27 protein-coding genes, 1 tRNA gene and 2 pseudogenes are annotated in these 26,432 nt (G+C 60.6%); 8 read left to right on the forward strand and 22 right to left on the reverse strand.

Annotation, left to right across the window (positions count from 1 at the left end; translation table 11 throughout):
- Window positions 1-361: 361 nt before the first annotated feature.
- From AB4O12_RS23055 to AB4O12_RS23075, 5 genes are all read right to left on the reverse strand, one after another.
- A complete protein-coding gene (locus AB4O12_RS23055; protein WP_460059780.1) occupies window positions 362-1,597 on the reverse strand; it encodes a methyltransferase in 1,236 nt (411 codons plus the stop codon).
- The gene (locus AB4O12_RS23060; protein ID WP_056787188.1) at window positions 1,578-2,267 is read right to left on the reverse strand and encodes an ABC transporter permease; all 690 of its coding nucleotides are present in this window, start codon (window positions 2,265-2,267) and stop codon (window positions 1,578-1,580) included. The genes AB4O12_RS23055 and AB4O12_RS23060 overlap by 20 nt, the downstream gene beginning before the upstream one ends.
- Window positions 2,264-2,959: an ABC transporter permease gene (locus AB4O12_RS23065; RefSeq protein ID WP_016772144.1), complete on the reverse strand. Its 696-nt coding sequence runs from the start codon at window positions 2,957-2,959 to the stop codon at window positions 2,264-2,266. Before AB4O12_RS23065 ends, AB4O12_RS23060 begins: the two co-directional genes overlap by 4 nt.
- 77 nt (window positions 2,960-3,036) lie before the next feature.
- The gene (locus AB4O12_RS23070; protein ID WP_056787192.1) at window positions 3,037-3,789 is read right to left on the reverse strand and encodes an ABC transporter substrate-binding protein; all 753 of its coding nucleotides are present in this window, start codon (window positions 3,787-3,789) and stop codon (window positions 3,037-3,039) included.
- A 13-nt stretch (window positions 3,790-3,802) separates the two neighbouring features.
- Complete coding sequence (locus AB4O12_RS23075) at window positions 3,803-4,576, reverse strand: ABC transporter ATP-binding protein (RefSeq protein ID WP_024011209.1); 774 nt, start codon at window positions 4,574-4,576, stop codon at window positions 3,803-3,805.
- Between the two features lie 543 nt (window positions 4,577-5,119).
- Between AB4O12_RS23075 and gabP the strand changes: the two genes are divergently transcribed.
- Window positions 5,120-6,511, forward strand: coding sequence for a GABA permease (gene gabP, locus AB4O12_RS23080; protein WP_016772141.1), 1,392 nt, complete (start codon window positions 5,120-5,122; stop codon window positions 6,509-6,511).
- A gap of 78 nt (window positions 6,512-6,589) precedes the next feature.
- On the opposite strand, the gene vapC is transcribed toward gabP, so the two are convergent.
- The 5 genes from vapC to AB4O12_RS23105 form a co-directional block, all read right to left on the reverse strand.
- A complete protein-coding gene (gene vapC, locus AB4O12_RS23085; RefSeq protein WP_016772140.1) occupies window positions 6,590-6,988 on the reverse strand; it encodes a type II toxin-antitoxin system tRNA(fMet)-specific endonuclease VapC in 399 nt (132 codons plus the stop codon).
- Window positions 6,988-7,218 (reverse strand): type II toxin-antitoxin system VapB family antitoxin, encoded by a 231-nt coding sequence (gene vapB / locus AB4O12_RS23090; protein ID WP_024011210.1) that lies wholly within the window; start codon window positions 7,216-7,218, stop codon window positions 6,988-6,990. The genes vapC and vapB overlap by 1 nt, the downstream gene beginning before the upstream one ends.
- 164 nt (window positions 7,219-7,382) lie before the next feature.
- Window positions 7,383-7,835, reverse strand: coding sequence for a hypothetical protein (locus AB4O12_RS23095; protein ID WP_150741762.1), 453 nt, complete (start codon window positions 7,833-7,835; stop codon window positions 7,383-7,385).
- A 6-nt stretch (window positions 7,836-7,841) separates the two neighbouring features.
- The gene (locus AB4O12_RS23100) at window positions 7,842-8,255 is read right to left on the reverse strand and encodes a hypothetical protein (protein ID WP_150637948.1); all 414 of its coding nucleotides are present in this window, start codon (window positions 8,253-8,255) and stop codon (window positions 7,842-7,844) included.
- Between the two features lie 29 nt (window positions 8,256-8,284).
- Complete coding sequence (locus AB4O12_RS23105; RefSeq protein WP_460059781.1) at window positions 8,285-9,226, reverse strand: alpha/beta hydrolase family protein; 942 nt, start codon at window positions 9,224-9,226, stop codon at window positions 8,285-8,287.
- A gap of 32 nt (window positions 9,227-9,258) precedes the next feature.
- Between AB4O12_RS23105 and AB4O12_RS23110 the strand changes: the two genes are divergently transcribed.
- Both AB4O12_RS23110 and AB4O12_RS23115 read left to right on the forward strand, forming a co-directional pair.
- On the forward strand, window positions 9,259-9,543 hold the full coding sequence (locus AB4O12_RS23110) for a hypothetical protein (RefSeq protein ID WP_133337418.1): 285 nt from the start codon (window positions 9,259-9,261) through the stop codon (window positions 9,541-9,543).
- Between the two features lie 17 nt (window positions 9,544-9,560).
- Window positions 9,561-9,851: a YceK/YidQ family lipoprotein gene (locus AB4O12_RS23115; protein ID WP_252868627.1), complete on the forward strand. Its 291-nt coding sequence runs from the start codon at window positions 9,561-9,563 to the stop codon at window positions 9,849-9,851.
- 12 nt (window positions 9,852-9,863) lie between these two features.
- Here the strand turns inward: AB4O12_RS23115 and AB4O12_RS23120 are convergent, their stop codons facing one another.
- From AB4O12_RS23120 to AB4O12_RS23175, 12 genes and pseudogenes are all read right to left on the reverse strand, one after another.
- The gene (locus AB4O12_RS23120) at window positions 9,864-10,211 is read right to left on the reverse strand and encodes a hypothetical protein (RefSeq protein ID WP_252868628.1); all 348 of its coding nucleotides are present in this window, start codon (window positions 10,209-10,211) and stop codon (window positions 9,864-9,866) included.
- A gap of 22 nt (window positions 10,212-10,233) precedes the next feature.
- Window positions 10,234-11,711: pseudogene (locus AB4O12_RS23125) on the reverse strand (aminotransferase-like domain-containing protein).
- 27 nt (window positions 11,712-11,738) lie between these two features.
- Window positions 11,739-13,163: an L-lactate permease gene (locus AB4O12_RS23130; RefSeq protein ID WP_150637955.1), complete on the reverse strand. Its 1,425-nt coding sequence runs from the start codon at window positions 13,161-13,163 to the stop codon at window positions 11,739-11,741.
- 15 nt (window positions 13,164-13,178) lie between these two features.
- Window positions 13,179-13,793: a glutathione S-transferase family protein gene (locus AB4O12_RS23135; RefSeq protein ID WP_150637956.1), complete on the reverse strand. Its 615-nt coding sequence runs from the start codon at window positions 13,791-13,793 to the stop codon at window positions 13,179-13,181.
- Complete coding sequence (locus AB4O12_RS23140) at window positions 13,790-15,571, reverse strand: FAD/NAD(P)-binding protein (protein WP_457264644.1); 1,782 nt, start codon at window positions 15,569-15,571, stop codon at window positions 13,790-13,792. The genes AB4O12_RS23135 and AB4O12_RS23140 overlap by 4 nt, the downstream gene beginning before the upstream one ends.
- Entirely contained in the window at window positions 15,565-16,596 is a 1,032-nt protein-coding gene (gene sbnB / locus AB4O12_RS23145; protein WP_041477521.1) for a 2,3-diaminopropionate biosynthesis protein SbnB, read from the reverse strand. Before sbnB ends, AB4O12_RS23140 begins: the two co-directional genes overlap by 7 nt.
- Window positions 16,597-16,601: 5 nt before the next feature.
- Window positions 16,602-17,576, reverse strand: a complete 975-nt coding sequence (gene sbnA / locus AB4O12_RS23150; protein WP_252887170.1) for a 2,3-diaminopropionate biosynthesis protein SbnA — start codon at window positions 17,574-17,576, stop codon at window positions 16,602-16,604.
- A gap of 401 nt (window positions 17,577-17,977) precedes the next feature.
- Window positions 17,978-18,053 (reverse strand) — tRNA-Phe (locus tag AB4O12_RS23155).
- Between the two features lie 91 nt (window positions 18,054-18,144).
- Entirely contained in the window at window positions 18,145-18,417 is a 273-nt protein-coding gene (locus AB4O12_RS23160) for an oxidative damage protection protein (RefSeq protein WP_016772129.1), read from the reverse strand.
- Window positions 18,414-19,481 (reverse strand): A/G-specific adenine glycosylase, encoded by a 1,068-nt coding sequence (gene mutY / locus AB4O12_RS23165; protein WP_041477524.1) that lies wholly within the window; start codon window positions 19,479-19,481, stop codon window positions 18,414-18,416. Before mutY ends, AB4O12_RS23160 begins: the two co-directional genes overlap by 4 nt.
- On the reverse strand, window positions 19,478-21,694 hold the full coding sequence (locus AB4O12_RS23170) for an AsmA family protein (RefSeq protein WP_457264642.1): 2,217 nt from the start codon (window positions 21,692-21,694) through the stop codon (window positions 19,478-19,480). Before AB4O12_RS23170 ends, mutY begins: the two co-directional genes overlap by 4 nt.
- Window positions 21,695-21,772: 78 nt before the next feature.
- Window positions 21,773-21,990 (reverse strand): annotated as a pseudogene (locus AB4O12_RS23175) (acetyl-CoA sensor PanZ family protein); the annotation flags it as partial.
- A 228-nt stretch (window positions 21,991-22,218) separates the two neighbouring features.
- Between AB4O12_RS23175 and AB4O12_RS23180 the strand changes: the two are divergent.
- The 5 genes from AB4O12_RS23180 (at window position 22,219) to hisA (ending at window position 26,429) form a co-directional block, all read left to right on the forward strand.
- Complete coding sequence (locus AB4O12_RS23180; RefSeq protein WP_024011221.1) at window positions 22,219-23,883, forward strand: OFA family MFS transporter; 1,665 nt, start codon at window positions 22,219-22,221, stop codon at window positions 23,881-23,883.
- 273 nt (window positions 23,884-24,156) lie between these two features.
- Window positions 24,157-24,750 (forward strand): imidazoleglycerol-phosphate dehydratase HisB, encoded by a 594-nt coding sequence (hisB, locus tag AB4O12_RS23185; protein WP_016772125.1) that lies wholly within the window; start codon window positions 24,157-24,159, stop codon window positions 24,748-24,750.
- A complete protein-coding gene (gene hisH / locus AB4O12_RS23190; protein ID WP_056787225.1) occupies window positions 24,750-25,388 on the forward strand; it encodes an imidazole glycerol phosphate synthase subunit HisH in 639 nt (212 codons plus the stop codon). The genes hisB and hisH overlap by 1 nt, the downstream gene beginning before the upstream one ends.
- The gene (locus AB4O12_RS23195; protein ID WP_056787227.1) at window positions 25,389-25,649 is read left to right on the forward strand and encodes a DUF2164 domain-containing protein; all 261 of its coding nucleotides are present in this window, start codon (window positions 25,389-25,391) and stop codon (window positions 25,647-25,649) included.
- A 42-nt stretch (window positions 25,650-25,691) separates the two neighbouring features.
- Window positions 25,692-26,429, forward strand: a complete 738-nt coding sequence (hisA, locus tag AB4O12_RS23200) for a 1-(5-phosphoribosyl)-5-[(5-phosphoribosylamino)methylideneamino]imidazole-4-carboxamide isomerase (protein ID WP_460059783.1) — start codon at window positions 25,692-25,694, stop codon at window positions 26,427-26,429.
- The last annotated feature ends 3 nt before the right edge of the window (window positions 26,430-26,432 follow it).

Here is a 26,432-nt window from a genome sequence, read left to right on the forward strand (position 1 = left end):
CGGAAAAATCAGGCCCAGCGCAAATTTATGCGCTGCTTTTGTACCTCGCGCGTAGTAAGACATTTATACAGGGCGTACGGGTCAGCTTCGGCTTTCATGACCCCACAATTATTCACTCGGCTAGCCCAATATTCGTCGGTTATGTCGTTTTGATTGGCAGCTTATGCACAACTGAGGGGCGCGGATACTGGCTTATGCGAGGTGTTGTGAACCCATTCTCATCTTGTTCGCAAATCCCTGTTTTACAGGTTTTTTATTCATGTGAACAAAAAATGACCAGTGTTGTTAAAGCGACGAAACAGGCGCAGATATTGGATCCACAGCAAATCCATCAACAGAGTTATCCACAGGTCGTAACGTTTTAGGCGCGCTCGGCGAGCAGCAGTAAGTTACGCGGTGTGAGTGAGGCGTCGCAAAAGGTGCCGAGGCGTACGACGTATCCCTGTTCTGCGAGGAAAAGCGCCCGATCCAGATTCAGCCAGAGCTCAAGCGGTCGGCGGAACAAACCGCAAAGCAATTCGAGATTGCGAACTTCGGCCAACCGCTGCCAACCGGTTGCTTCGAGTGCGGGCCAATCTGCCTCACCGATTGTGGATAACTCTTTGAGCACAGCCAGATCGCGACAGTAATCGGCGAACGGTTTGTCCAGCCAGGCGCTGGGCAGGGAGGGCGTTGGCAGGTATTCATCGACGCCGCGCACTTGCCGTTGCAGCAGGTCAAAAGCCAGGCGACGAGCCATCGATGTGTCACGCTGGCGCCGGACGCGCGCACCGGCGGTGACGGTTTCGTTCATCGGCAGCGCCAGATCTTCCAGCGAGAGCTGTAGAAGCGATGCCGATCCTGCGCAGGACAAGGCCTGGTATTCGTTACGACTGATGCGGTTGTAACAGCACGGTGCGATCGCCATTTGCTGGCAGCCGGCAGCACTGGCCAAATGCATCAAGCGCACGTGCAGATCACCGCATGCGTGGAGGGCGACGGGGGTGTGGGCGGCGTTCAATACGGCCGGGGCGTCTGCCGCGAGTACATCCTGTTCGACATGCAGGGCGTGCAAGTGGTGACGCTGACTCAGTGCCTGACCACTGGCGACCAAGAAAGGATCGTATTCAACGCAAGTCAGTTGCTGCCCCGACCCCAGTAAGCGCCGCCCCAAGTGTCCCTTGCCCGAGCACCAGTCCAGCCAATGCGTCGGCTGCGAGGCAAAAGACAAACGAGTGGCAAATGCTTCAATCTGCTGCCACTTGCGCCCGGGCACATCGACATTCAAGCGATGCCCGGCAGCCTCAAGCGCATGCCCCGAAAACTCACCGACCGCACTCAACTCTGCCGACAACTTCGCCAATGAAGCGAACGGCTCTGGCGCATCGACAAGATCAGCAGGATGGTTATGCGCGCGTTCTGCATCTTCCAGCGACCGCCCGCGTAGCCACGCAGACAACTCCGGGTAGGACGCTTCCCATGGAAGTTGTAGGTGAGTGAACGGTCGAGGTTTCCACAGCGCCTGATGCTCAATCAGAAAAGCATCCAGCGCCGTGAAACGGGCGAGTAGGGCCTCGCCCGTCAGCACGTGGGAAGTATCAGCGGCCTTGGCAGGCATCGACGCGCAGCCAGCGTTCCAGCAGCTTGAAGCCGCGAACCAGCACGTAAGCCATGACCAGATAGAACACACCGGCGGCGAAGAAAATCTCCACCGGCAGATAAGTGCGGGCAATGATCGTGCGGGCCATGCCGGTGAGTTCCAGCAGGGTCACGGTGCTGGCCAGGGCGCTGGCCTTGAGCATCAGGATCACTTCGTTGCTGTAGGCCGGCAGGCCGATGCGCGCAGCACGCGGGAGGATGATGTAGAACATCGCTTTCGGTCTGGACATGCCCAACGCTCGCGCGGCTTCAATTTCGCCCGGTGGAATCGCCTGAATGGCACCGCGCAGAATCTCGGCGATGTACGCCGCTGTGTGCAAGGTCATGGTCACGGTCGCGCACCAGAACGGATCGCGCAGGTAGGGCCACAACGCGCTTTCACGTACGGCGTCGAACTGCGCCAGGCCGTAATAGACCAGGAACAGCTGCACCAGCAACGGCGTGCCCCGGAAAAAGAAGATGTAGGCGTAAGGCAGCGAGCGCACGTACCACAGCTTCGAAGATCGGGCGATGCCCAGCGGAATCGCGAGCAGCAGGCCGGCGATGACCGCGATGGCGACCAGTTCCAGCGTCAGGGTCGCGCCCTGTGCCAGTTTTGGCAGCCACTTGATGATGACTTCCCAGTTCATTGCGCGCTCCTCGCAAAGCCGCGGGCGGCGCGTTTTTCCAGCAAGTGCATGCCGGTCATCGCCAGCACTGTCAGGCCGAGGTACATGATCGCCGCGACCATATAGAAGGTGAACGGTTGTTTTGACACGGTCACACCGATCTGCGCGTGACGCATGATTTCTTCCAGACCGATGACCGATACCAGCGCGGTGTCTTTCATCAGGATCATGAACAGGTTGCCCAGGCCCGGCAGGGCGATGCGCCACATCTGCGGCATGATCAGCCGGGTGAAAATCCGCCATTTCGACAGGCCCAGGGCCTGGCCGGCTTCACGGTGGCCCTTGGGAATGGCCAGCAGGGCGCCACGAAACACTTCCGTGGCGTAGGCGCCGAAGCACAAACCCAGTGCGATGACACCGGCGGCAAAAGCGTTGAGTTGCAGGTCGGGGTTGCCGAAGTACTCACCGAGGGCGCGCATCAGGTTGACCGTACCGAAGTAGATCAACAGCACCCAGAGCAATTCCGGGACGCCGCGCACCAGTGTCGAGTAGGTACCGCCAAGCCATTGCAGCGGCTTGTACGGGGAAGTCTTGGCCAAGGCGCCGAGCAGGCCGAGCACCAGGCCCAGGCACAGGGCGGTGAGGGCCAGTTGGACGGTCATCAGCGCACCAGCGGCGAGCGCCGGGCCGAATCCGTAGAGGTCGATAATCATGGGTTTCTGTTCAAATTGCGGCAGGCAAAGTCGGGAGCCGGTGCCGCTTGATCGCGGCGCCGGTCCCACAGGTCAGATCAATAGATGCTGAACGGGAAGTACTTGTCGTTGATTTTCTTGTAGGTACCGTCAGCGACGATTTCCTTCAGCGCGGCGTTCAGCTTGTTGCGCAGTTCGTTGTCACCCTTGCGCACGGCGATACCGATCTTGTCGCTTTCCACTACCGGGTCGCCCTTGAACTCGTAGTTCTTGCCAGCGTCGGTTTTCAGCCAGTCATAGTTGGCGTACTTGTCGGCGAGGATCGCGTCGACACGACCGGAGGTCAGGTCGAGGTAGGCGTTTTCCTGGGTGTCGTAGAGGCTGACCTTGATATCGTCACCGTAGGTGTCTTCCAGCCAGGTGCCGGCCAGCGTTGCGCGCTGGGTGCCGATGGTCTTGCCCTTGAGCGAGTCCTTGTCGGTTTTGAAGTCGACGTTTTTCGGCGCGATGAACTGCAATTTGTTCGAGTAGTACGGGTCGGTGAAGTCCACCGCGGCTTTGCGCTCTTCGGTGATCGACAGCGAGGAGATCAGGAAGTCGAACTTCTCGGCGTTCAGCGCCGGAATGATGCCGTCCCAGTCGGAAGTGACGACGGAACATTCGGCTTTCATCTTCGCGCACAGGGCGTCGCCGATTTCCTTGTCGAAGCCGACCACCTGGCCGCTGGCGTCTTTATTGTTGAACGGCGGGTAGGCCGCTTCGATGCCCATCTTCAGGGTTTCAGCCATGGCACCGGCACTGAACGCGAGGGTGACGGCGGCGGCCAGGAAGACCTTTTTGAAATTCTGCATGCATGTTGCTCCGTTAGCGGTTGCTGGACATGAATTGTTTGCAGCGCGCCGAAAGCGGGTTGTCGAACACCTGCTGTGGCGATCCTTGCTCTTCTATAAGGCCCTGATGAAGGAACACCACTTCGCTGGAAACCTGGCGGGCGAAGCCCATTTCGTGGGTCACGAGCAGCATGGTGCGGCCTTCTTCGGCCAATGCGCGGATGACACTAAGTACTTCCTGAACCATTTCCGGGTCAAGCGCGGAGGTCGGTTCGTCGAACAGGATCACCTTCGGCTGCATCGCCAGCGTGCGGGCGATCGCTGCGCGTTGTTGCTGACCACCGGACAATTGCGCCGGGTAGGCGTGGCGCTTGTCGGCGATGCCGACCTTGGCCAGCAACGCTTCGGCGACTTCGATGGCCTCGGCCTTGCTCTGGCCGAGCACGCGGCGCGGGGCCTCGATGACGTTGTCGAGCACGCTCATGTGCGGCCACAGATTAAAGTTTTGAAATACAAAACCAATCTCCGAGCGCAGGCGATTGATCTGTTTGCCGTCGGCGGCGACCAGTTCGCCGTTCTTCGCGGCTTTGAGCTTGAGTTCTTCACCGGCCACCAGGATCTGGCCCTGATGCGGGTTTTCCAGCAGGTTGATGCAGCGCAGGAACGTGGACTTGCCGGAACCGGAAGAGCCGAGGATCGAGATCACGTCGCCGTCGCGGGCGGTCAGCGAGATGCCTTTGAGCACCTCCAGCTGTCCGTAGCGTTTGTGCAAGTTGCGGATTTCAAGCGCGGGCGTGGCCTCAGCCATGTGCGTTCCTCATATATGTTGCGCTCCTGCTGTTGGCGGGCCTTCCTGGCGAGGCGGCCAAGCTAGCATAGCGTTTCAATGGCAGCCAACAGCGCTACGAGCGGTAAACGGGTGGCATGTGGCGGGTTGTCGCATCGGCGCAGCAGACTGTCGCCCCGTCAACAACCGAACGGGTGTTTGATCGTGTAAACCCGTGGGTGCCGCGTAAAAAAAGGCGCGATGTTGCCAGCTTTGGCGGGGTGTTGGAAGCGCTATCCGGCCGAACGTTCCTTATTCGCCCTTTTTCTGTGCGCCGCACACTTTTTCTGTGTGTTTCTGGTGCGCGGATTCGTCTTGAAAGTGAGTCGCCGGGTAACGTTCTGGCGAATAGCCATTAAACTCAAGGACTTGCATCGGATGCCGGAGCCCCCGGCCCTCAAGGACTTGAAACATTTTGGCGCAAATATTGCGTGCAGAATAAGGAACAGGCCGTTGGATTCTTTTTACGAGAAAGAATTTACAGACGCGCCGGACGCACTCGCTTTCCTTGCAAAGGTAGTCTCTATGAGCAGTACCCCAAGCTCCACTGGCCTCGAACAGGGGCTCAAACCGCGTCATGTGACCATGTTGTCGATCGCCGGTGTGATCGGCGCCGGTCTGTTCGTCGGCTCCGGCCACGCCATCGCTGCCGCCGGCCCGGCCGTGCTGCTGGCCTACGCCGCTGCCGGTACTCTGGTGGTGCTGGTGATGCGCATGCTCGGCGAGATGGCCGTGGCTTCGCCGGACACCGGTTCGTTCTCGACTTACGCTGATCGCGCGATCGGTCACTGGGCCGGATTCACCATCGGCTGGCTGTACTGGTGGTTCTGGGTGTTGGTGATTCCGCTGGAAGCCAACGCCGCCGCGACCATCCTGCATGCGTGGTTCCCGGGTGTCGACATTTGGGCTTTCGCGCTGGTGATCACCATGCTGCTGACCGTGACCAACCTGTTCAGCGTGAAGAATTACGGTGAGTTCGAGTTCTGGTTCGCCCTGATCAAGGTGCTTGCGATCATCGGCTTCATCGGCCTCGGCCTTGCAGCGATTTTCGGCTTCCTGCCGACCAGCCAGGTCAGTGGCGTTTCGCACCTGTTCGACAGCGGCGGCTTTCTGCCCAATGGCATGGGTGCTGTGCTGGGCGCGATCCTGACCACCATGTTCTCGTTCATGGGTACCGAAATCGTCACCATCGCAGCGGCGGAATCGAAAGACCCTGGCAAGCAGATTTCCAAAGCGACCAACTCGGTGATCTGGCGGATCGGCCTGTTCTATCTGGTGTCGATTTTCATCGTGGTTGCGCTGGTGCCGTGGAACGATCCTACCTTGGCCAACCTGGGTTCCTACCAGACCGTACTTGAGCGCATGGGCATTCCCAACGCCAAGATGATCGTCGACATCGTCGTACTGGTCGCAGTGACCAGTTGCCTGAACTCGGCGCTGTACACCTCCTCGCGCATGCTCTTTTCCCTCGGCAAGCGCGGCGATGCCCCGGCCATGTCGACCCGCACCAACAAGAGCGGTACGCCTTACTGGGCGGTGATGTTGTCGACCGGCGCAGCGTTTCTCTGCACCTTCGCCAACTATGTGGCTCCGGCCGCGGTGTTTGAATTCCTCCTGGCCAGCTCCGGCGCCATCGCCCTGCTGGTGTACCTGGTGATCGCCTTCTCGCAACTGCGCATGCGGAAACAGCGCATGGCGCGCGGCGAGAAAATCGTCTTCAGCATGTGGCTGTTCCCCGGGCTGACCTGGGCGGTGATCATCTTCATCGTCGCCGCGCTGACCATCATGCTGTTCCAGGAAGCCCACCGCGTGGAGATCCTTGCCACGGGCCTGCTGAGCCTGATGGTGGTAGCCGCTGGTCTGCTGGTGTCGCGCCGTCGCAAGCTGGAGAAGCGTGGTGCGGTGGTGTTGAACTGAGTCGTAACGCGTGATGTAAAAACGGCCGCTGTCAGGGATGACTAGCGGCCGTTTTTGTTTCTGAGCTTTCCAGTCAGGTTAAACCCAGTCCTCGATTCGCAAACCGGAAACGCGTTGAAACTCCCGTACGTTGTTCGTCACTACAATGAGTCCAAGTGAGCGTGCGTGGCCAGCGATCATTTGGTCGTATGGCCCGATCGGCGTTCCAGCCTTCGCGAGTTCAGATCGAACCATCCCGGCCTGTGCGGCTGCGTCGTTATCGAAAGGCAAGACATCCAGTCGCGCGACAAATCCTTCAACAATTGCCAGATTTTTCTCCGGGGCCGCCGACTTTTCAGCACCGTAAATAAGCTCCATAAGCGTGATAGCGCTGATGCACAACTGCCCGGAATGTCGATTGAAGGCTTCCCGGACAATTTGTGGTTTGTTCTTGATGGTGAAGATGCAGATATTTGTATCCAGCATGTACTTGATCATCAGAACGACTCGCGCTCCTGTTCAGTGGGTTGCTCACGGTTAGCCATGAAATCAGGGCTGACGCTGTCGCCATCAAACCAGCTATCCCAGCTTTCTCCAGCAGGCGTAATGACGCGTGTTCTGCCAATCGCGATGACTTCCACTCGTTTAACGTCGCCGGGCATCGCAACTGCCTTTGGCAGTCGGACTGCCTGACTTCTGTTGCTCATGAAAATTGTGGTCTGCTCCATATTCGAGCTCCCGGGTCTGTTCCTGTGATTAGCTCAGGATAGATCGTGCTGGGGATATGTCAATGGGATATACATCGTCACCGGACAAAGAGTAGCTAGGCCATCCAAACAAAAACGGCCGCTGTCAGGGATGACTAGCGGCCGTTTTTGTTTCTGAGAAGGGCTTATTCGCTCTTGTCTTCCTGGGTGTCTACCGACTTCCCATAAGCATCCAGCGCCACCCCGAAATCCGTAATGAACTGCGGCTCGCTCAGCCAGGCCTGGGCTTGTTCGATGGTCATGCCGTCGGCCCACATGCGGTAGTCGATGAGCATGTCGGCGGCCAGGTGGGTGGCGGCCATGCCTTCGTTGTCGGCGTTTTCCATGTCGAGCAGTTCGGGGTGGTCGACGATGATGAAGGCCAGTTCGCGCAGCAGCGTCAGCAGCATTTCGTTGCGGCTGACGGCTTCGGCGTCGCGCATTTTGCTGAACATCGCCAGGGTGTATTCCGGGATCGGCTCGGCGAGGTGGCCGAGCTCTTCGTCCTGATCCAGCGGTTTGCGCCCGACCATACGGATCTGTTTGGCTTTGGCCTTGGCGCGTTTGGCGCGTTTCTGTTGCTTGTTCAGGGATGCCATGGGAGCTCAGTTCTTCTGTTGGGTTTGTGCAGCGATCGCGTCGGATGCCGCTACATAGTCAGCCTGGAAGGCCGGGGATTCGATCCACGCCAGCGCGCCGGCCTCGTCGGTTTCCTGCGACCACTGGCGATACTCGATCAGCGCGGCGAGGATGAAATCCATCGCGCCTTCCTCACCCTCCTGCTCATAGACCAGTTCCAGCAGCGGATCTTCAAGGAACGCGCTGCACATGGCTTGCTGACTGATCTTTTCGGCGTCGATCATTGTCTTGAACAGCTCGGTCAAGTCCACCGATTCGAAATCGATGCGGTCGTCGTTCGGGTCCAGCTCGACCGGCGCTTCGGCGCGCTTGGTGCGGTTCTGCTTGGCCTTGGCTTTGGCCCGGGTGGCGCGTTTTTGCTGCTTGTTGGCGGAGGCCATGATGTGTTCCGTCGTGCGTTGAGAGGGGCTCAGCTGCGTGGCACTTGTCGGCCGGGTGTATCGGCGGCCAGTGCGCCGGTCTGCAGCCAGGTCAGAGCAATGGGCCATAGTGTGGCTTGGTATGCGCTGCGAAAAAAGCCGAAATGTCCGACTTGTCGTTCGCCGATGTCCTGCGGCGCAATGCGCAGATGGGTTTTTGCCGCGTTGCTGAAGTAGCCGAGCAGGCGTTCGATCGCCGGAGTCGTGCCGTAAGGGTCGTCGCTGAGGCTGATAGCCAGGGTCTGCGCGCGGACGTTGGCGAAGGGCACGGCGCCCGTTTTTTTCATTAGCGCGCGACCGCTTGGGCGTTGCTCGTAACGTGCGGTGGGTGTGCTCCAGTCGCAGACTACGCCGGTTGGCGTGTCCTCCAGCCAGCCGATCCGCTTGCCTGGAAAATAGCCGCAGAGCAGCGTCATCAAAGGCATGACCACATGCCACTTGCCGAACATCCGCCAGCGCTGTTCGGGGGCGTAATCGCGCCAGTAAGCGAACTGCGCACCGACGGTTACCAACCGTCGGATCACCTTGCCCGACTCCGCCAAGCCCGCCGCGCAACCGCCGAAACTATGGGCGACCACATCGATTGGCTGACCGGGAAACTCCCGCTGCGCGCGTTTGAGCATCGCTTCGAAATCCAGCGCGCCCCAGTCGGTCCACGAGGCACGCAGCCCTTTGATCGATTCGCTGCGTGATTCGCCAATGCCCCGGTAGTCGTAGGTCATGACGTCGAAGCCGTGACTGAACAGATAGGCTGCGAACCTTGAGTAATGGCGACAGCGCACGGAGGTGGCGGCGTTGATGACGACCACCGGGCGCTGTGGATCGGGCGAACTGTGGCGCCAGGTGAAGCCGCCGAGTGCGTAGCCGTCGGCTGCGTTCTCTATGAACGATTCGCCAATGGTTACCGGGTCGGTCGAAAGGCATTTGTTCATAAGGGCTCGGCCTTTGCGAAGGTGGATCGAGAATGAGCCTGGAACTGGCGCCGAGCAACATACGGAACGCAGTGCGTTCCGAATTCAATGTGATCGAATTCGTGACGCGCTGCGTCACGATTTACATAAGTCCGAGAGACAGTTCATTTCACATCCGCTCCAGTTCATGCAACGCGCAGCGGCGTAATGCCAACATGACAGCGTTCGAATGCGCCGTCGCGCAACAGGCAATCTGGTTTAACCGATATGCCGAGTCAGCAGGTAAAGCAGTCACGAGCGAAAGGCGCGAGTACAATCCCGCGCCCAGTATTTTGTGACGTAAGGAAGCGCTGTTTTGAAAGGGATTCTGCGAATTGGCTGTGTCATAGGCCTGGCACTGCTGTTGGTTGGCTGCGGAACGTTTATCGGGCGCTTGAATGATGGTCTGTCCGACGCCGAATATTACCGAGGGGTCGATGGCGGCCTACACCTGCTCGGTGTTCGGGGAGGAGGCAGCGATGGCATGCCGGCAGCGATCATCTGTTACATGATGATCGTCTGCCCGGTCATCACTCTTGTATCCCTGCCAGTGGATGCCGCTGTGGATACAGTCTTGTTGCCCGTCGATTACATCAACACTCTGTGAAGGCGGCATGCACTATTGACTTGTGCGCTTGCCCTTCGGCCTCTGCTCACGCACCCGCCCTTTGCGATAAATCCACAGCCCGAACACACCGATGGCCAACATGAACGCGGTCCAGAAGCTCTGCCACATGAACTCGAACCAGTATCGCCGAGGTTGCAGTGCCAAGGTGTAGGTGCTGCGCGGTCCGCGATTGTTGGTGGTGATGGAACCGCTGATCCAGCTTTCGATCAGCATGTAGATCGAAAGACACACGGCTAAGGCAATCAGCACGCCAGCGAGCACCGTCAGCCAGAATGTCCAGTGGCTCGGGCGATACGGCGGGGGATGCGGCAAGCGAATACGGGTTCTTTTCTGATTCATAAGCGAGGCTCGCGCAAGCCGGTCAGGAAACTGCCAGCTCTTGAAGTTGTTCAGTCGGCATCTGTTGAAGGCTCGTCGGGCGTGCGGCAAGGTGGGCGCATTCGGCGATCACCTTGAGAATGCCGATCACCGCCGGGGTCAGCGTAGTGCCGAGGCAAATGCGCACGCCTGTGGAGGCCTGGCCATCGGCGAAAAATATGCCGCTGCCAGCCACGTGGCAACCACGCTCCGTGGCCAGTTGCTGCAGCGCCGGCATGTCGGTGTGTGCAGGCATTTCGACCCAGTGGATGAAACCGCCGCGCGGTGGCACATAGACGGTCCCGAGCGGGAAATCCGTGCGCACCAGCGCTTCGACAAAACTCGCCAGCGAAGAGAGTTGCGACCTCAATCTGGCGCAGTGCTCGTCCATGTAGCCACGGCCGATGAATTCATTGAGAACATTTTGCGCCAGGCTGGAAACGGCCAGGTTGCGCGAAAACATCTGCGCGAGGATGGCATTGCGGTATTTGCCGGCCAGACACCAGCCGACGCGATAACCCGGCGCGATGGTTTTGGAAAAGGACGAGCAGTAGATCGTCTGGCCGCTGCTGTCGTAGCTCTTGAGGGCGCGCGGCCGATCAGCTTCGGGCACCAGGTCGAAGAAGATGTCGTCTTCGATGATCGGCACATCCGCTTCCCGGGCGATCCTTGAAAGTCGCGCGCGCGCTTCGTCGGGCATGATGAAGCCACGCGGATTCTGCAGGGTCGGGTTGAGAAAAATCACCGCGACCTTTTTTGCTTCAGGGCTTCTTCCAGATGATCGACATCCAGGCCCGTGCGGCCGTCGGTGCGGATAGGCAGGGCGCGCATGCCCAGGCGTTCGATGGTCTGCAGAATGCCGTAATAGGTCGGGGTTTCGATGGCGACGGTAGCGCCTTTCGACGCGACTGCTTCGAGGGCGAGTTCCAGAGCGATGGTGTCGCCCGATGTCACCAGAATGTCGTCCGGCCCGCATACCACTCCGCGAGTCAGCATCAGGCCGGCAATACGCCTTCGCAGCGCGGGAAGGCCGGGTGGCGCGACCAGGCCGCTCAGCGTGTTGTCAGTCTTGGCGGCCAGCACCGAGAGGCATTTGTTGAGCAGCACGTTGGGCGTGAGATCGCTGTGCAGGACAGCCGAATTCAGCGATGCGGTGGTGCGCGAGGCCGCTTCGGAGAGCATCGCAACCACCGCATGATTGACGTTGACGGTGACACTGGAAAAGTCGAAAGCGCCGGACGGTTTTGCCCGCCCTGATGCCGAGACGAAGTAGCCGACGCGCGGCACCGTCGAGACGTAGGCGTCGGCCTCGAGATCGGCCAGCGCCCGCTGCACCGTGGTGATGCTGGTCTCGAACATCCGCGCCAGAACGCGGATTGACGGCAGTTTCGCTTCGGCCGCCAGGTCACCGCTGTCGATCTGGCGAATAATCCAGTCCTTGACTATCCGCCAGCGCTTGTCCGGCAAATCAAACCTGTCCATAAGTTCTCTGTGATGATTCGAAACAATTCACAGAAAGTAGAGCAAAACGATCCCGGTTGCAGCAACTATGACGATGTTCAGCGCCACCAGACCGAAGGCGAAGCGGATCAGGCTGTTTTCTTCCTGGCGGTTGGCCCCGGCAAGTCCGGTGATCAACGACAGAATCGACAGCGAGCCAAGTGCGCCATGGCCGGCGGCGCTGTTGACCATTGCCGCCAGCCACGCCCCGTGTTCGCTGCTCAGCGCGGCAATGGACGGCATCACCAGCGTGTTGCCGCCGACGTTGGAGCCGGTGACATAACCGGCAATCCCCGCCAGCAGAGCGATCGTCGGCGCCAGCGAAATACCCGACATGGATTGCAATGCGCTTTGCGCCTCGACGAGGAATCCAGCGTTGACCATCACCTGGGACAGCAGCAGGAACAGGAAGATTGTCGTGACCGGAAACTTCGCCCGGTTGAACAGCGCTGGCCACGGGAAACCCGCGCTCGCGGTTTGCCTGAACGCCATCAGCACGGTCACGATCAGCAGCGCCAGCCCTGGAGACGCCAGCGGCTTCCATGAAACGTGTTCGCCCCTGATGACCCACAGGCCATCCCAACCCGACAGCACGAACAGTCCGCGCGACGCCACAATCACTCCCAGCAAGGCCAGATAAGGCCATGCCGCGCTCGGCCAGCGCACCAGTTTTTTCCGTTGCGCCCAGGAGATGCCCAGGCCGACGCAAGCCACGGCCAGCCCGGCCAGCACACCGGAAACTTCCGGGCCGACCCACAGGTTGACGCAATACAGCACGGCAACGAACAGGGCGGTCACGACGATCAGCCCCAGCCACGGAGTAATCCTGCGGATGCCGGCCTGCCACAAGGCCAGCGACGCCAGGCAGAGGAACACCGGCGCGCTGATCAGCGCTGAATGGCTACCGAGGGTTTGCGCCGGCAAATGTGCCAGCAAGGCGCCGATCACCGTTGCCAGACCCAGCGTGCCCCACGGCATGATGACCATGCCGGCGAGGGCGATTTTCATCCCCGACTGGCGAGTGAAAAGCCCCATCAGCAGCGGCACCGTGGCGATCAGCGAAACGCCGAAGCCGGTCATCGCTTCCAGCAGCGGCGCCAGACCCAGCACGATGAAAATCACCTGCGCCGGGGGTGTCCAGCCGAGTTCCTTGACCCACGCGCCGATGGCCTGTGGCGCGCCGCCGCGCTCGACCAGAATGACGAAGGCCAGCCCCGGGACGATGACGCACGCGGTGCTGAGAAACAGGATCGTGGTGTCCTGAAAAATCGCCGAGGAGATCGCCGCCGACACCGGCCCGGCAGCGCCCAGTGCCCACAGCACCAGGACCAGCACCACACCGGCCAGCGCGGCCTGTACCGGCGGACGCCGGAGGATCAGGATCAGCGCGATCACCAGCGCGATCGGTGACATTTGCAGCAAGAGAGAGCTCATAGCGGTTTCCTTGGCTTAATCGTGCGTCTGTCCGCTGTACTCGGTCGCCCGCATGGACGCGCGCTGGCAGAACGTCTGATACCACTCGCTCAGGCGTGCTTGCGCCGAGAAGTCCGAGAGTTGACGGAAAGCGATCCAGTCCAGCGCGGTCGCCAAGGCGATGTGGCCAACGGTGATCGGGCCATTGAGGTCGACGTGCTCTTCGATGAAGCGATACGCCTCCTTGAGTTTGTAGGCCTGGCCGTCCGCGTACGCCGGATAGCGCAAAGCCTCGGGGCGCCGCTCGACTTCCCAGCGCAGCTTGATGCCGACGTCGCACATGCCCTGCGCCAATGCCTGCAGGCGCAGCGCCTTGTAGCGCTCGGGGCCGCTGGCCGGGATGAATTTACGGCCGTTGCTCAGGTCATCGAGGTATTCGCAAATCACGATGGAATCGAACAGTGCGGTGTCGTCGGGCAGCATCAGCACCGGCACTTTACCCAAGGGGTTGGCCTGGTAAATGGTCGCGTTCGGTGAAGTCGGGCTGGTCTCGTGATGTATCACCTCAAGGCTCGATGCGATGCCAAGTTCGTGAGCCAGCACCAACACCTTGCGGGCGTACGGCGAATGCGTCTGATAGTAGAGTTTCATGCGCGAGTTCCTGTCTCAAGGATGGCGGTGGCGACTCGATGGGCGTCCATGAACAGCCGCGAAGGTGCGCCCGCCGAGGTGACGTAGTGGTTGTAATAGCAAGAGCCTTCGGCGAGCGGTCCCAGCACCCAGATGTCACGCACCGCTTCGCCGCTGTTCGACTTGGGGTTGGACGCCGCGTCGACATCGATGCCGTCGATGCCCGGCACATCGGTGCGCGGACGCACAAGGCCCAGGCGCGCGAGGTCGCGCACAGGTGCGCAGTCGCTGTGGGTGACGCCGCTGCTCTGGACGTAACCGGCGACTCGCTTGAAGTGATCGATCGCGGGGCGTGAGCCGGGCTTGAGAAAGGTCAGCAAACCGGCATCACACAGCGCGAGCAGATCGGCGTGGCGCTCCTTCTGCGGGCCGGCGACCAGACGGTTGATCGCCTTGTGCCAGCGGCCATAGAACTGCCGATGCGAATCTTCGGTGAGCCCGTCGAAATCGACCGCCTCACGCAGCCGGTCACGCAAGTCGCGCCAGACTTCGATGGCGGCTTTGATCGGCGACGCGCCGCGTCCCAGACGTGCTTCATGCAAGTCGGCTTCGAGGGTGTCGTAAATCCATGCGTGATAGTTGTAAGGCGTGACGCTGTCGGGCAGTTTGTGGCTGATCAGCTCCAGCGGACTGATTGCGCCGGCAATCGCTTCGAACTCGCGCAGCAAGGCTTCACAAGCGGCCACACCGGCAGGGCCGGCAACGCTGACGGTTCTGAGCTGCTCAAGCAGCTGTTGCGGCGCTGAAGGTTTATGCAGAACGGCGACCGCAGCGGCACGCATCTCCAGCAGCATCAGCGGCAGAATGTCCCGTTCGAAATCCAGTCGGCGGTTGTGCGCGTTGAGCCGCAACGACTCGATACGCTCGCTCGTGAGCAGCACGGCGCTATGGCGGGGGAAGCCGATCAAGCCATTGGGACGCGTGCGAAACGGCAGCCCGTCCCGCGACTGAATGAAGATCACCGGCTCCTGACCCGAAGGCTGGTAAGTGTGACTGCCATCAGCCATGGGTTTGTAGATCCCGCCTCTGCCAGCCGTCAGCGCCGCCAGGGTGTCCATGGCGCCCAGGCCCAACCCTTCGATCAACACCGTTTCGCCGGGCTCGACGGTGGTGAGGCTGCCCGGCAGCGGGTAAACGTTGTCGACCCGGTTCTGCCCCGCCAGGCGCAGGCGCCCGGTGTGGCCAACGGTCAGCACCAGACGATCCACCGTCACCGCAGCGCCTTCTGCGGTTAGCAGAAGGTATTGCTGATTCTCGTTGCGCTCGACCGCCGTGACCTGATGCCGATTCAGATTGACCGTGACCCAAGCGGGTGCGGTCGCGAGGATCCGCGTGAAGGCGTCGGCCAGATAAGCGCCGAGCAGGTGCCGTGGCAGAAAATCCTCCGGCTCGACGTCGCGACCGTCGGCGGCGAGCAGGCCGCTGTCGGGGTCAACCTTGACGCGCTGTGCTCGGCACCACGCGAGAAAGTCCGGCCCTGGCCGTTCCCGGGCGTCGGTCAGATCACCGAACGCTGCTGCGTCGGGAAATACTCCGAGCTGACCGGCGACGGTGTTGAGCAACAGGTAGTCCGGTTGATCGGGCCAGTGCGCGCCGCTGCCGAGCACGTTGGGCTCGAAGATGTCGATGACGACCGGTTGTTGCGGGCGTTCCTCGGCGCGGCTCAACAGGCGCTCGAATACCGACATTCCGCGCGAACCGCAGCCGACCAGGCCGATGTGCACAGGCGCCTTCACCATCTGCGCTCCTCGCCAAAAAATGACGGGATGGCAATTGCCGTACCGGCCGCCACCGCAATGTCGTGGATCATCCGGCCAATCGCGAGATCGAGAATGCCCATGCCGAATGGCGAATAGATCAGCGGTTTGTCTTGGGCGACATGCAGGTCACCGCGAATCAGCTGCGCCACTGTGCCGGTGACAAAGTCGCGATGGCCGTATTGCTGCTCGGCCAGATGCGGTGAGGTATTGGCCTTCAGGCAATGGGTGATGTCGTCGAAGTAGTTGTAACTTTCCTCGATGATTTCGGCGCCGATATCCCGCAGCGAGATGTTCAGAACAATCTGCCCCGGGCGGAACGTGCCCTGGCCTTTTACGTAGGGCTCGCCCGCGCTGGTGGCGAACACCACGATGTCGGCTGTCAGTGCGTCTTCGAGCGACAGCAGACGCACATCCGGCAGGCCCAGTTGTTCGCCAAATTCCGCGAGGGCTTGCGCCGATTCGGCGTTGAGATCGTGAATGCCCACGCTGTCGAAGGACCAGTCGTCCGCGACGAAAGTCTCGAGGATATTTCTTGAGATTACCCCGCCACCAATGATCGAAAGTGTCGCCGCGTGGCGGTTCTGGCCATTCAGCCACCAGGCACCCAATACCGCCGACGCCGCCGTGCGCACGGCACTGATCAGCGCGCCTTCGAGCAGGGCGTAGGGATAACCGGTCTGCGGGTCGTTGAGAATCAGCACGGCAGATGCGCGCGGAATGCCTGACTTGATGTTGTCGGGATAACTGGCAATCCACTTGATCCCGGAGACGGATTGATCGCCCTCGCTGTCGACGATGGCCGCCGGCAGCGCAATGATCCGGTTCGCCGGTTGCGCAGGGAAACGCAGGAAATAACTGTCGGGGTTAACGGTTTCGCCACGCTCGTGGGTCAGGTAGGTCTGCGCCACCATGTCGATGGTTGCATGCCGCAGCCCGTTGAGGATGTCTTTGACGACAGCGCCGGGGATGACGTGGAACGGCTGGATCGGATTCTGTGTGGTCATGAGGATTACGCCGAGAGTGCCAGAGCGATTTCAGGGAAAAGGGGCTGCAGTGCGGTTGCGCCGATCCGCTGGGTGACCCAGTCGTCGGAGTAGATGGTTTCGAGATAGCGCTCACCCATGTCGGGGGAGATCGCCACCACGACATCGTCGGGCCGGATATGCGGCGCCCACTGGCGGATGCCGGCGAGCACAGTGCCGGTGGAGCCGCCGAAGAGCAGGCCGTAGCGTTGCGCCAGCCAACGGCAGACCTTGATCGTCTGTTCCTCGGGAATCGACAGGAAGTCGTGAATGCCCGACGACTCGAATATCTCCGGCAGGCGGCTGGTGCCGAGCCCCGGGATATGGCGCGTGCCGCCCGGCAGGCCGAACGTCACCGAGCCGACGGTATCGACGGCAATGACTTTGGTCTGCGGATGATGTTCGGCGAAGTAGTTCTTGCAGCCCATCAGCGTGCCGGTGGTGCCCGCGCCGACGAACAGGTAATCCACCTGGGAAAACTTGCGCGCGATGGACCTGGCAGTCGCTTGATAGTGGGCGAGGGGGTTGGTCGGATTCTTGTACTGGTTGAGCCAGATGTAGTCGGCGTTGTCAGCGACCAGTTGTTCGATCAGGCGAATCCGCGAATTCAGGTAACCGCCGTTCTCGTCACGCTGATCGACCATGAGCATTTGCGCGCCAAGGGCTTGAATCAGCTTGCGGTTCGGCGCGGAAATATTCGGGTCGATTACGCAAACGAACTTGTAGCCCTTGGCGGCGCAGACCATGGCCAGCGCAACGCCCAGATTCCCCGATGAGGATTCGATAAGGCGGGTCTTGTGGTTGATCAGTCCGCGAACTTCAAGATCAGTGATCAGCGCGTGCGCGGTCTTCAGCTTGATGGAGCCGGCGGGATTCAGTCCTTCGATTTTCAGCTGGATCGTTGCGCTGCAAAGATCGCCGATCTGCACATAACTGTCTTCATTGATGAGTTGCTTGATCATACGTCGTCCGTTTCGCTCTTTTGCCGGGCGCACGGGGGCGCCAGCATTCATCCTGGAATGTTTGAAAAGCAGTAACTGCAGTTCGCCTGTGGGTTGGGTTCAGATTTTTTGCTGGACAGGAAGTGACCTTGCGGGCGACGCCGATCGATTCAAAAAATCAGGGTTTGCGCTCTGAGGGCTACAGGAGTCCAGAGTGTTGCGGGGCGCAAAGTAGAGCCAGTCATTGGCTCGCCAAGGCTTGCTTGAAGTATTGGCGAAACGCCATCTACACGGAGAGATACAGATTTCGGGTTTTTTCCAGTACAGCTGGAATCCGGGTGTATCGAAGGACGAAGAGAGGAGGGGGTCAAATCGCAGGCATAAAAAAACCCTGAATCTTGCGATTCAGGGTTTTCGGTATTTGGTGCCCAGAGACGGAATCGAACCGCCGACACGGGGATTTTCAATCCCCTGCTCTACCGACTGAGCTATCTGGGCAACGGGGCGCATTAAAAGGGTTTTTCGGATTTACGTCAACGACTTTTTGAAAATTTCTTAAATTAATTCCGTCGCTTACGAAATCTGCGGGTTATTCGGCTGGCGGCACGTAGCCTTCGGCCTTGGCGTATTCCTCGCCGGAGAAGTACTTGTCCATTTCGCCCTGCAGGTATTTGCGATCTTCGGCGTTCATCATGTTCAGGCGCTTTTCGTTGATCAGCAGGGTCTGGTGTTTCTGCCAGTCGGCCCAGGCCTTGGCCGAGACGTGGTCAAAAATATCCTGGCCCTTGGCGCCCGGGAAAGGGGCTCGCTCCAGCGCGGGCAGTTCTTCTTTGTACTTGCGGCACATTACGGTGCGGGTCATGGCGATTCTCCTGCATTCAATACGGCGGCCGCGCGTTCGAGCAAGGTCTTGACCGGGGCAGCAAGGCCCAGGCGCGGCGGGGTGGCGAGGTTATACCAGAGCCAGTCGGCCTCGGCCACGTGATGGCTGGCTTCCTGCACCTGAACCAGCCACGGTTCGATGGACAACTGGAAGTGGCTGAAGGTGTGAATCAGGCTCGGCAGCGCCTGCTGCTGACCCATGGTCAGCGAGTGCTGATCGGCCAGATGTTGCAGATCTTCCAGATCATCCAGTTCCGGCAGGCTCCACAAACCGCCCCACAGTCCCGTCGACGGGCGGCGGTAAAGCAGAATCGCGCCTTCGCCGTTGGCGAGCATCGGCATCAGCGTGCGTTTCTGCGGGATGGCCTTGCGTGGCTTGGGAATCGGATAACGTGTTTCCAGACCAAGCATGTGCGCTTCACAGCCACGCTTGAGCGGGCACAGCAGACAGCTCGGCTTGCTGCGCGTGCAGAGTGTGGCGCCAAGATCCATCATCGCCTGGGTGTAAGCGTTGACCCGATCGTGCGGGGTGAAGCGCTCGGCGTTGGCCCACAGCTGTTTGGCGACTTTCGGTTCGCCGGGGTAGCCCTCTTGCGCCGTGAAGCGCGCCAGCACGCGTTTGACGTTGCCATCGAGGATCGGCGCGCGCAGGCCCATGCTGATGCTGGCGATCGCCCCCGCGGTGGACAGGCCGATGCCCGGCAGCTCGGTGAGTTTTTCCACGTCGCGCGGGAATTCGCCAGCGTACTGGCTGACGACGATCTTCGCGGTCTTCTGCAGATTGCGTGCGCGAGTGTAGTAACCCAGCCCGGTCCACAGGTGCAGCACCTCGTCTTCCGGCGCTTCGGCCAGCGCTTCGACTGTTGGCAGCGCCGCCATGAAACGCTCGAAATAGTTGAGCACGGTGCTGACCTGAGTCTGCTGCAACATGATCTCGGACACCCAGACCCGGTACGGATTGATGTCCTGCTGCCACGGCAAATCGTGGCGGCCATGGCGGTCGAACCATTCCAGCACCGCCGTGGAAAACTGCTCCGCTGTCATCGCTTGAACAGCCCCTTCAATGCGTTTTTCAGTTCCGGACTGACTTTGTCGCCCAATTTCTCGTCGATCTTTTCGCTGAGTTTGTTGCCGGCCATTTTGCTGGCGACCTGACCAAGGCGGTCATTGTCGACGCGACAGGCCTTGGCCCCCAGTTCCAGCGGGCCACGGCAGCGCAGCGGCCACTCGATGCCGACGAACTTCTCGCCGACCTGACAGGCCGGGTCGGGCATGGCGCTGGTATCGCCCTCGACGATGATGCCGACGCGGTAATCCATGCCGAGCACGCGCAGGTCGATGTCGCCGTCACCGTTGACGGTCATGCCGGGGATGCGCACTTTCAGGTCGGGGTTGCTGGCGACGCCGTTGCGCACGGTCAGGTTGCCCTTGAGCTCCTCGAACGGCGTGTCCTTGCCCCGAGGCTCGCCGCTAAGGGTCTTGCGGTTGAGGGTGGCGATGCCTTTGCACAATTGCTGTTCGAGATTGGCGTTGAGCAGCACGCCGTTGTTGATGACGAAACTGGCGTTGCCGTTGAGCGTGTCGATCAGCGCCTGTTGGCTGTTGCCGCTGCCGGTGAGGCTGCTGGTCAGCGTCACCAGCCCTTTGACCGGCGGATTTTTGCCTTGGCTTTCGATGATTTTTTCCGCCGGCACGCGGTTGAGCCGGGTCTGCAGGTTCAGCACTGGCGCGCTTGGGCGCACGTCGAGTGTGCCGTTGGCGACGAAGCCGCCGTTGTACAGATCGCCGCTCAGGTTAGTCAGCGTCAGCAAGCCGCCCTGGCCGGTGGCTTTGAGCGCGGCGTTCTGGATCGGCAGCTTGTCGAGGGTCAGTTGGCCGAAAGTCAGGTCCGCGTCCACATCCAGCTTGGCCAGGCGTTCGACCGGCAGCAGGCGCTCGGTGCTCCAGGCGGTTTTGCTCGGTTTGTCCGGCAGCGGCGTGGTACCCGCGACGGCGCCGGCCTCGGTGCTGGCGACTTCGGCCTGACGGGTTTGCGTGGCGTTGTTGGCCTGAGCCGATTTCGGTGGCAGGTAGCGGTCGACGTTGAACGTGTCGGCCTTGAGTATCGCGCGCAGCGACTGTTTGGCGAAGTCCTCGACGGCGATGCGGCCACTGAAGCTGCTGTCATCGAGTTTCAGGTTGATGTTGTCGAACGACAGGCTGGTCGGGGTGGCCGCAACGCGGCTGACCAGTTCGACCTTGCTCAGGCTGCCTTCGCCCATCGCCGGCAGTGTCTGGCCGATACTGTCGACGAATTTCGCCAGATCGAACTGGGCGATGGAAATGCCGCCGCTGATCTGTGGCGTCTTGTCGAGGTCGTTGGCTTTCAGCTCGCCCAGGGCGCGCAACTGGTTGGCGGAAATCTTGATGCCGGTCCATTCGGCGACGTTCGCCGCTTTATCCAGCAATAACTGGCCTTGAGCAGAGAAGGTCATGGTCTTGCCTTGCAGCGGATCGCCAGCGAGCTCGCCGGTCAGCTTCAGATCTTCGAACTTGTAGCGCTGCAGGGCGCGCTCGAAGCGCAGCTCGCCGTTGAGCTCGGTGCGCACGCGCAGCACCGGTTGATTGGTGCCGAGGAACGCGGTGGCTTTCACCGGGATATTGGTCGAATCGTGTACCGGGCCGGTGCTCAACTGAATGCTTTCGGCACTGAACTGCTTGCCGGTCAGCTCATCGGTGTATTCAACGCGGGCGTTGTTGACGGTCAGGCTGTCGATGTCGAGGCGGATCGGTTGCGCCGGTTTTTCCACGGCGACGGTCGGCTCGCTGGCGGTCGTGCCCGTTGTGGCGGGTGGCGTCGAGCCGGGTGCCACTGGCACCTTGCCGATGTCTTCCCAGTTGCCGTGGCCGTTCTTGTCGCGGTTCAGGCGCAGGTTGAGGCCTTCGACGCGCACGTCGCTCATCTGCACTTCGCGGCGCAACAACGGCAGCACGCGCACGGACAGGCCGAGCATCTGCAAGTCGGCAAACGGTTCGGCAGGCTTGGCCAGGGTGGCGACGCTGGCTTCGTGCAGTTCCAGACCAAGCCACGGGAACAGGCTCCAGCCGATATCGCCATTGAGCGTCAGCTCGATGTGGGCCTTGTCGCGGGCAATCTGGCGGATCTCGTCTTTATAGTCGTTGGGATCGAAGAGGTGGGTCAGGGCAAAGCCTGCCGCCACAATGATCAGCAACAGCCCGAGAAGTACCAGACCCAGGATTTTGCCGAACGCTTTCATGGGCGAGTCCTTGTAGTTAGTCGAATTGGTCATATGGCCGGGGAGTATAGCGCTGCCGGCGCCCGGTTCGGTGTGGCGTCATCTGCCGAGGGTCGGCGGCGGCACCTGCAACTTCGCCACAGGGCCTGCGCTTGAGGATGCCCGGCGGGCGCCAGAGGGCGCAATCCGGCCCCCGCTTGCGACGCCATTTTTTGCGCTTGGTTCACCCGTCGTTCAGTCACGCCCAGACGACGGGTAACTTTTCGCACGCATAAATGGGACAAGTAGCAAGCGGCGTGGTGCCTTTGCAGACGCGGGGTTGGCGGCTTCCCGAGTCGTACGAGAACAGATGACTTGAAAAAAGGTGATATCAGTTTGGTTTTTCTGTCACCTGAGAATGGTAACCTTCGCCAGTTCGTCCGCCCGTCTGCGACTTAACGTCGCGCCTTCAAGGAGCTTCACCTAAAAAAACGGTCATGCCTGCGTGCATAAGGCCGAGGGTGAGCAGTGGCTGGCGAACCATACTAACAATTGGGGGATACACAATGAGCACGAGCATCACGGCGGACGGCCTCAGAGCCGACCAGCCTGCGTTCCTGTCCAAGGAACGCATCATCGCCAAGCCCGGTTTCAACCGTTGGCTGGTTCCACCGGCCGCTTTGGCCATTCACCTGTGCATCGGCATGGCCTACGGCTTCTCGGTGTTCTGGTTGCCGCTGTCCAAGGCGCTGGGCGTTACCGCGCCGGTGGCTTGCGCGCCGGACATGAGCTTCATCGCACAGGTATTTTCGTCGAACTGCGACTGGCCGATCTCCATGCTCGGCTGGATCTACACGCTGTTCTTCATCTTCCTCGGCTGCTCGGCAGCGATCTGGGGTGGCTGGCTGGAACACGCCGGGCCTCGTAAAGCGGGCGTGGTCTCGGCCTTGTGCTGGTGCGGCGGTCTGCTGATTTCCGCGCTGGGTATCTATACCCACCAGATCTGGCTGATGTGGATCGGCTCCGGCGTGATCGGCGGTATCGGTCTGGGCCTGGGCTATATCTCGCCGGTGTCGACCCTGATCAAGTGGTTCCCGGACAAGCGCGGCATGGCGACCGGCATGGCGATCATGGGCTTCGGTGGCGGCGCGATGGTCGGTGCACCGTTGGCGACTGCGCTGATGAGCCACTTCGCATCGCCAGAAGGCGTGGGCGTATGGCAGAGCTTCGTGGCCATGGCGGCCATTTACTTCGTGTTCATGATCGGTGGCGCATTGTCCTACCGCGTGCCGCCAACCGGCTGGAAGCCTGAAGGCTGGACCGCTCCGGCGAAGAAAGCTTCCAACGCGATGATCACCAACCGTCACGTTCACGTGAATGTAGCGTGGAAAACTCCGCAATTCCGTCTGGTCTGGCTGGTGCTGTGCCTGAACGTGTCGGCGGGTATCGGCATCCTCGGCATGGCTTCGCCACTGTTGCAGGAAGTGTTCGGCGGCAAACTGCTGGGCGTCGATGTGCCGTTCGGTCAGCTCGACGCTGGCCAACTGGCCTCGATCGCGGCGATCGCAGCGGGCTTCACCGGTCTGCTGAGCCTGTTCAACATCGGTGGCCGGTTCTTCTGGGCTTCGTTCTCGGACTACCTGGGGCGCAAGAACACTTACTTCGTGTTCTTCGCGCTGGGTTTTGCCCTGTACGCGCTGATTCCGAACATGGGCCATCTGGGCAACGTTGCGCTGTTCGTGGCGGCGTTCTGCATCATCCTGTCGATGTATGGCGGTGGTTTTGCCACGGTCCCGGCGTATCTGGCCGACCTGTTCGGTACGCAGATGGTCGGTGCGATCCACGGTCGTCTGCTGACTGCCTGGGCCGCTGCCGGCGTGCTCGGTCCGGTGCTGGTGAACTACCTGCGTGAATATCAGTTGAGTATCGGCGTGGAACGCGCTGCCGCTTACGACATCACCCTGTACATCCTCGCCGGCCTGCTGGTGCTGGGCTTCCTGTGCAATCTGATGGTGCGCCCGGTGGCCGACAAGTACTTCATGACCGACGCCGAACTGGCCGCCGAACAGGCGCTGGGTCATGACAAAGGTGCTGATGCCAGCACCGTTCTGGAGTGGAAAGCGGCGCCGGGCACCAAGCCTCTGGCGATCGCGGCATGGCTGGTGGTGGGTATTCCGTTGGCGTGGGGTGTGTGGGTGACCCTGCAGAAGACGGCGGTACTGTTTCACTAAGGTGTTAGCTGAATAAACGCCGAACCTGTGGGAGCGAGCCTGCTCGCGAAGACGGAGCACCGGTCGACATCAATGTTGGCTGGCCTGCCGCATTCGCGAGCAGGCTCGCTCCCACATTTGTTTCTGGCATGCCTGTAATGGCTTGTATGGACATGTCTACCCGCGACAGCCGGGCGTTCTATCCGTCAGGCATCTCTCCTCTCGTGTTTCTGTTTGCCTCCTGCGTGCCTATAATGGCTGCCTTTTTCGCCCAATGATTTTGCGGAGCTGGTGATGGCCGAACGTAAGGCGTCTGTCGAGCGCGACACTCTGGAAACCCAGATCAAAGCCTCGATCAACCTTGATGGCACCGGAAAGGCCCGATTCGATATCGGTGTACCTTTTCTTGAGCACATGCTGGATCAGATCGCCCGTCACGGGTTGATCGACCTGGATATCGAATGCAAGGGCGATCTGCATATCGACGACCACCATACGGTGGAAGACGTCGGTATCACCCTCGGCCAGGCGTTCGCTAAAGCCATCGGCGACAAGAAAGGCATCCGTCGCTACGGCCATGCCTACGTGCCGCTCGATGAAGCGCTGTCGCGCGTGGTGATCGATTTCTCCGGTCGCCCGGGCCTGCAGATGCACGTGCCGTACACCCGCGCCACCGTCGGCGGTTTCGACGTTGACCTGTTCCAGGAGTTTTTCCAGGGCTTCGTCAACCACGCGCTGGTCAGCGTGCACATCGATAACCTGCGCGGCACCAACACTCACCACCAGATCGAAACCGTGTTCAAGGCTTTCGGCCGCGCGCTGCGCATGGCCGTCGAGCTGGACGAGCGCATGGCCGGGCAAATGCCGTCGACCAAAGGCGTTCTGTAATGCAGACGGTTGCAGTTATCGACTACGGCATGGGCAATCTGCACTCGGTGGCCAAAGCGCTCGAGCACGTCGGCGCCGGCAAGGTGCTGATTACCAGCGACGCGAACGTGATTCGAGAAGCCGACCGTGTAGTATTCCCGGGCGTTGGCGCGATTCGCGATTGCATGGCGGAGATCCGTCGCCTCGGCTTCGACTCGCTGGTCCGTGAGGTCAGCCAGGATCGGCCGTTCCTCGGCATTTGCGTCGGTATGCAAGCCCTGCTCGATACCAGCGAAGAGAACGCCGGCGTCGACTGCATCGGCCTGTTTCCGGGCGCGGTGAAATTCTTCGGCAAGGATCTGCACGAAGACGGCGAGCACCTCAAAGTCCCGCACATGGGCTGGAACGAGGTAAAGCAGAAGATCAGTCACCCGCTGTGGCACGACATCCCCGACCTGGCGCGTTTCTATTTCGTGCACAGCTACTACATCGCCGCCGCCAATGCGCGGCAGGTGGTGGGCAGCGGTCATTACGGTGTCGATTTCGCCGCAGCGCTGGCCGACGGTTCGCGTTTCGCCGTGCAGTTCCACCCGGAGAAAAGCCATACCCACGGCCTGCAACTGCTGCAGAACTTCGCTGCGTGGGACGGTCGCTGGTAAATGGCTGTCAAGAAGTCCAGACCGCCGATCCTGACCCTCACTCCCGAGCAGGAGAGCGAGGCCAATCGCAAGATCCAGCGGTTCATGGAAGACCGTTTCGAACTGGACCTGGGTTCGTTCGAAGCGGCGGAAATTCTTGAGCTGTTTACCCGCGAGATTGCTCCGCACTATTACAACAGGGCGATTTTCGATGTGCAGACCCACCTCAAGGAACGGTTTGAAAGCATCGAAAGCGACCTGTGGGCGCTCGAGAAAAACTGATTCCCGAGCCAAGCTGAACATTCCAATTTTAAGGTTTGCCAGATGCTGATTATTCCCGCTATCGATCTCAAAGACGGTGCCTGCGTACGTCTGCGCCAGGGCCGCATGGAAGATTCCACGGTGTTCTCCGATGACCCGGTGAGCATGGCTGCCAAGTGGGTGGAGGGCGGTTGCCGCCGTCTGCATCTGGTCGACCTGAACGGCGCGTTCGAAGGCCAGCCGGTCAACGGCGAAGTGGTTACCGCAATCGCCAAGCGTTACCCGACCCTGCCGATCCAGATCGGTGGCGGCATTCGTTCGTTGGAAACCATCGAGCATTACGTTAAGGCGGGCGTGAGCTACGTGATCATCGGCACCAAAGCCGTAAAAGATCCGGCGTTCGTTGCTGAGGCCTGCCGCGCCTTTCCGGGCAAGATCATCGTTGGCCTGGATGCGAAAGACGGTTTCGTCGCCACCGACGGCTGGGCGGAAATCAGCACCGTGCAGGTCATTGACCTGGCCAAGCAGTTCGAAGCCGACGGCGTGTCCTCGATCGTTTATACCGACATCGCCAAAGACGGCATGATGCAGGGCTGCAACGTACCGTTCACCGCTGCGCTGGCCGCTGCCACCGGGATTCCGGTGATCGCTTCCGGCGGCATCCATAACCTGGGTGACATCAAGTCGCTGCTCGACGCCAAGGCACCGGGCATCATCGGCGCGATTACCGGCCGGGCGATCTACGAAGGCACTCTCGACGTCGCCGAAGCGCAAGCTTTCTGCGATTCGTACCAAGGCTGAGGA

Source organism: Pseudomonas sp. S2_A05 (genome assembly GCF_054668485.1).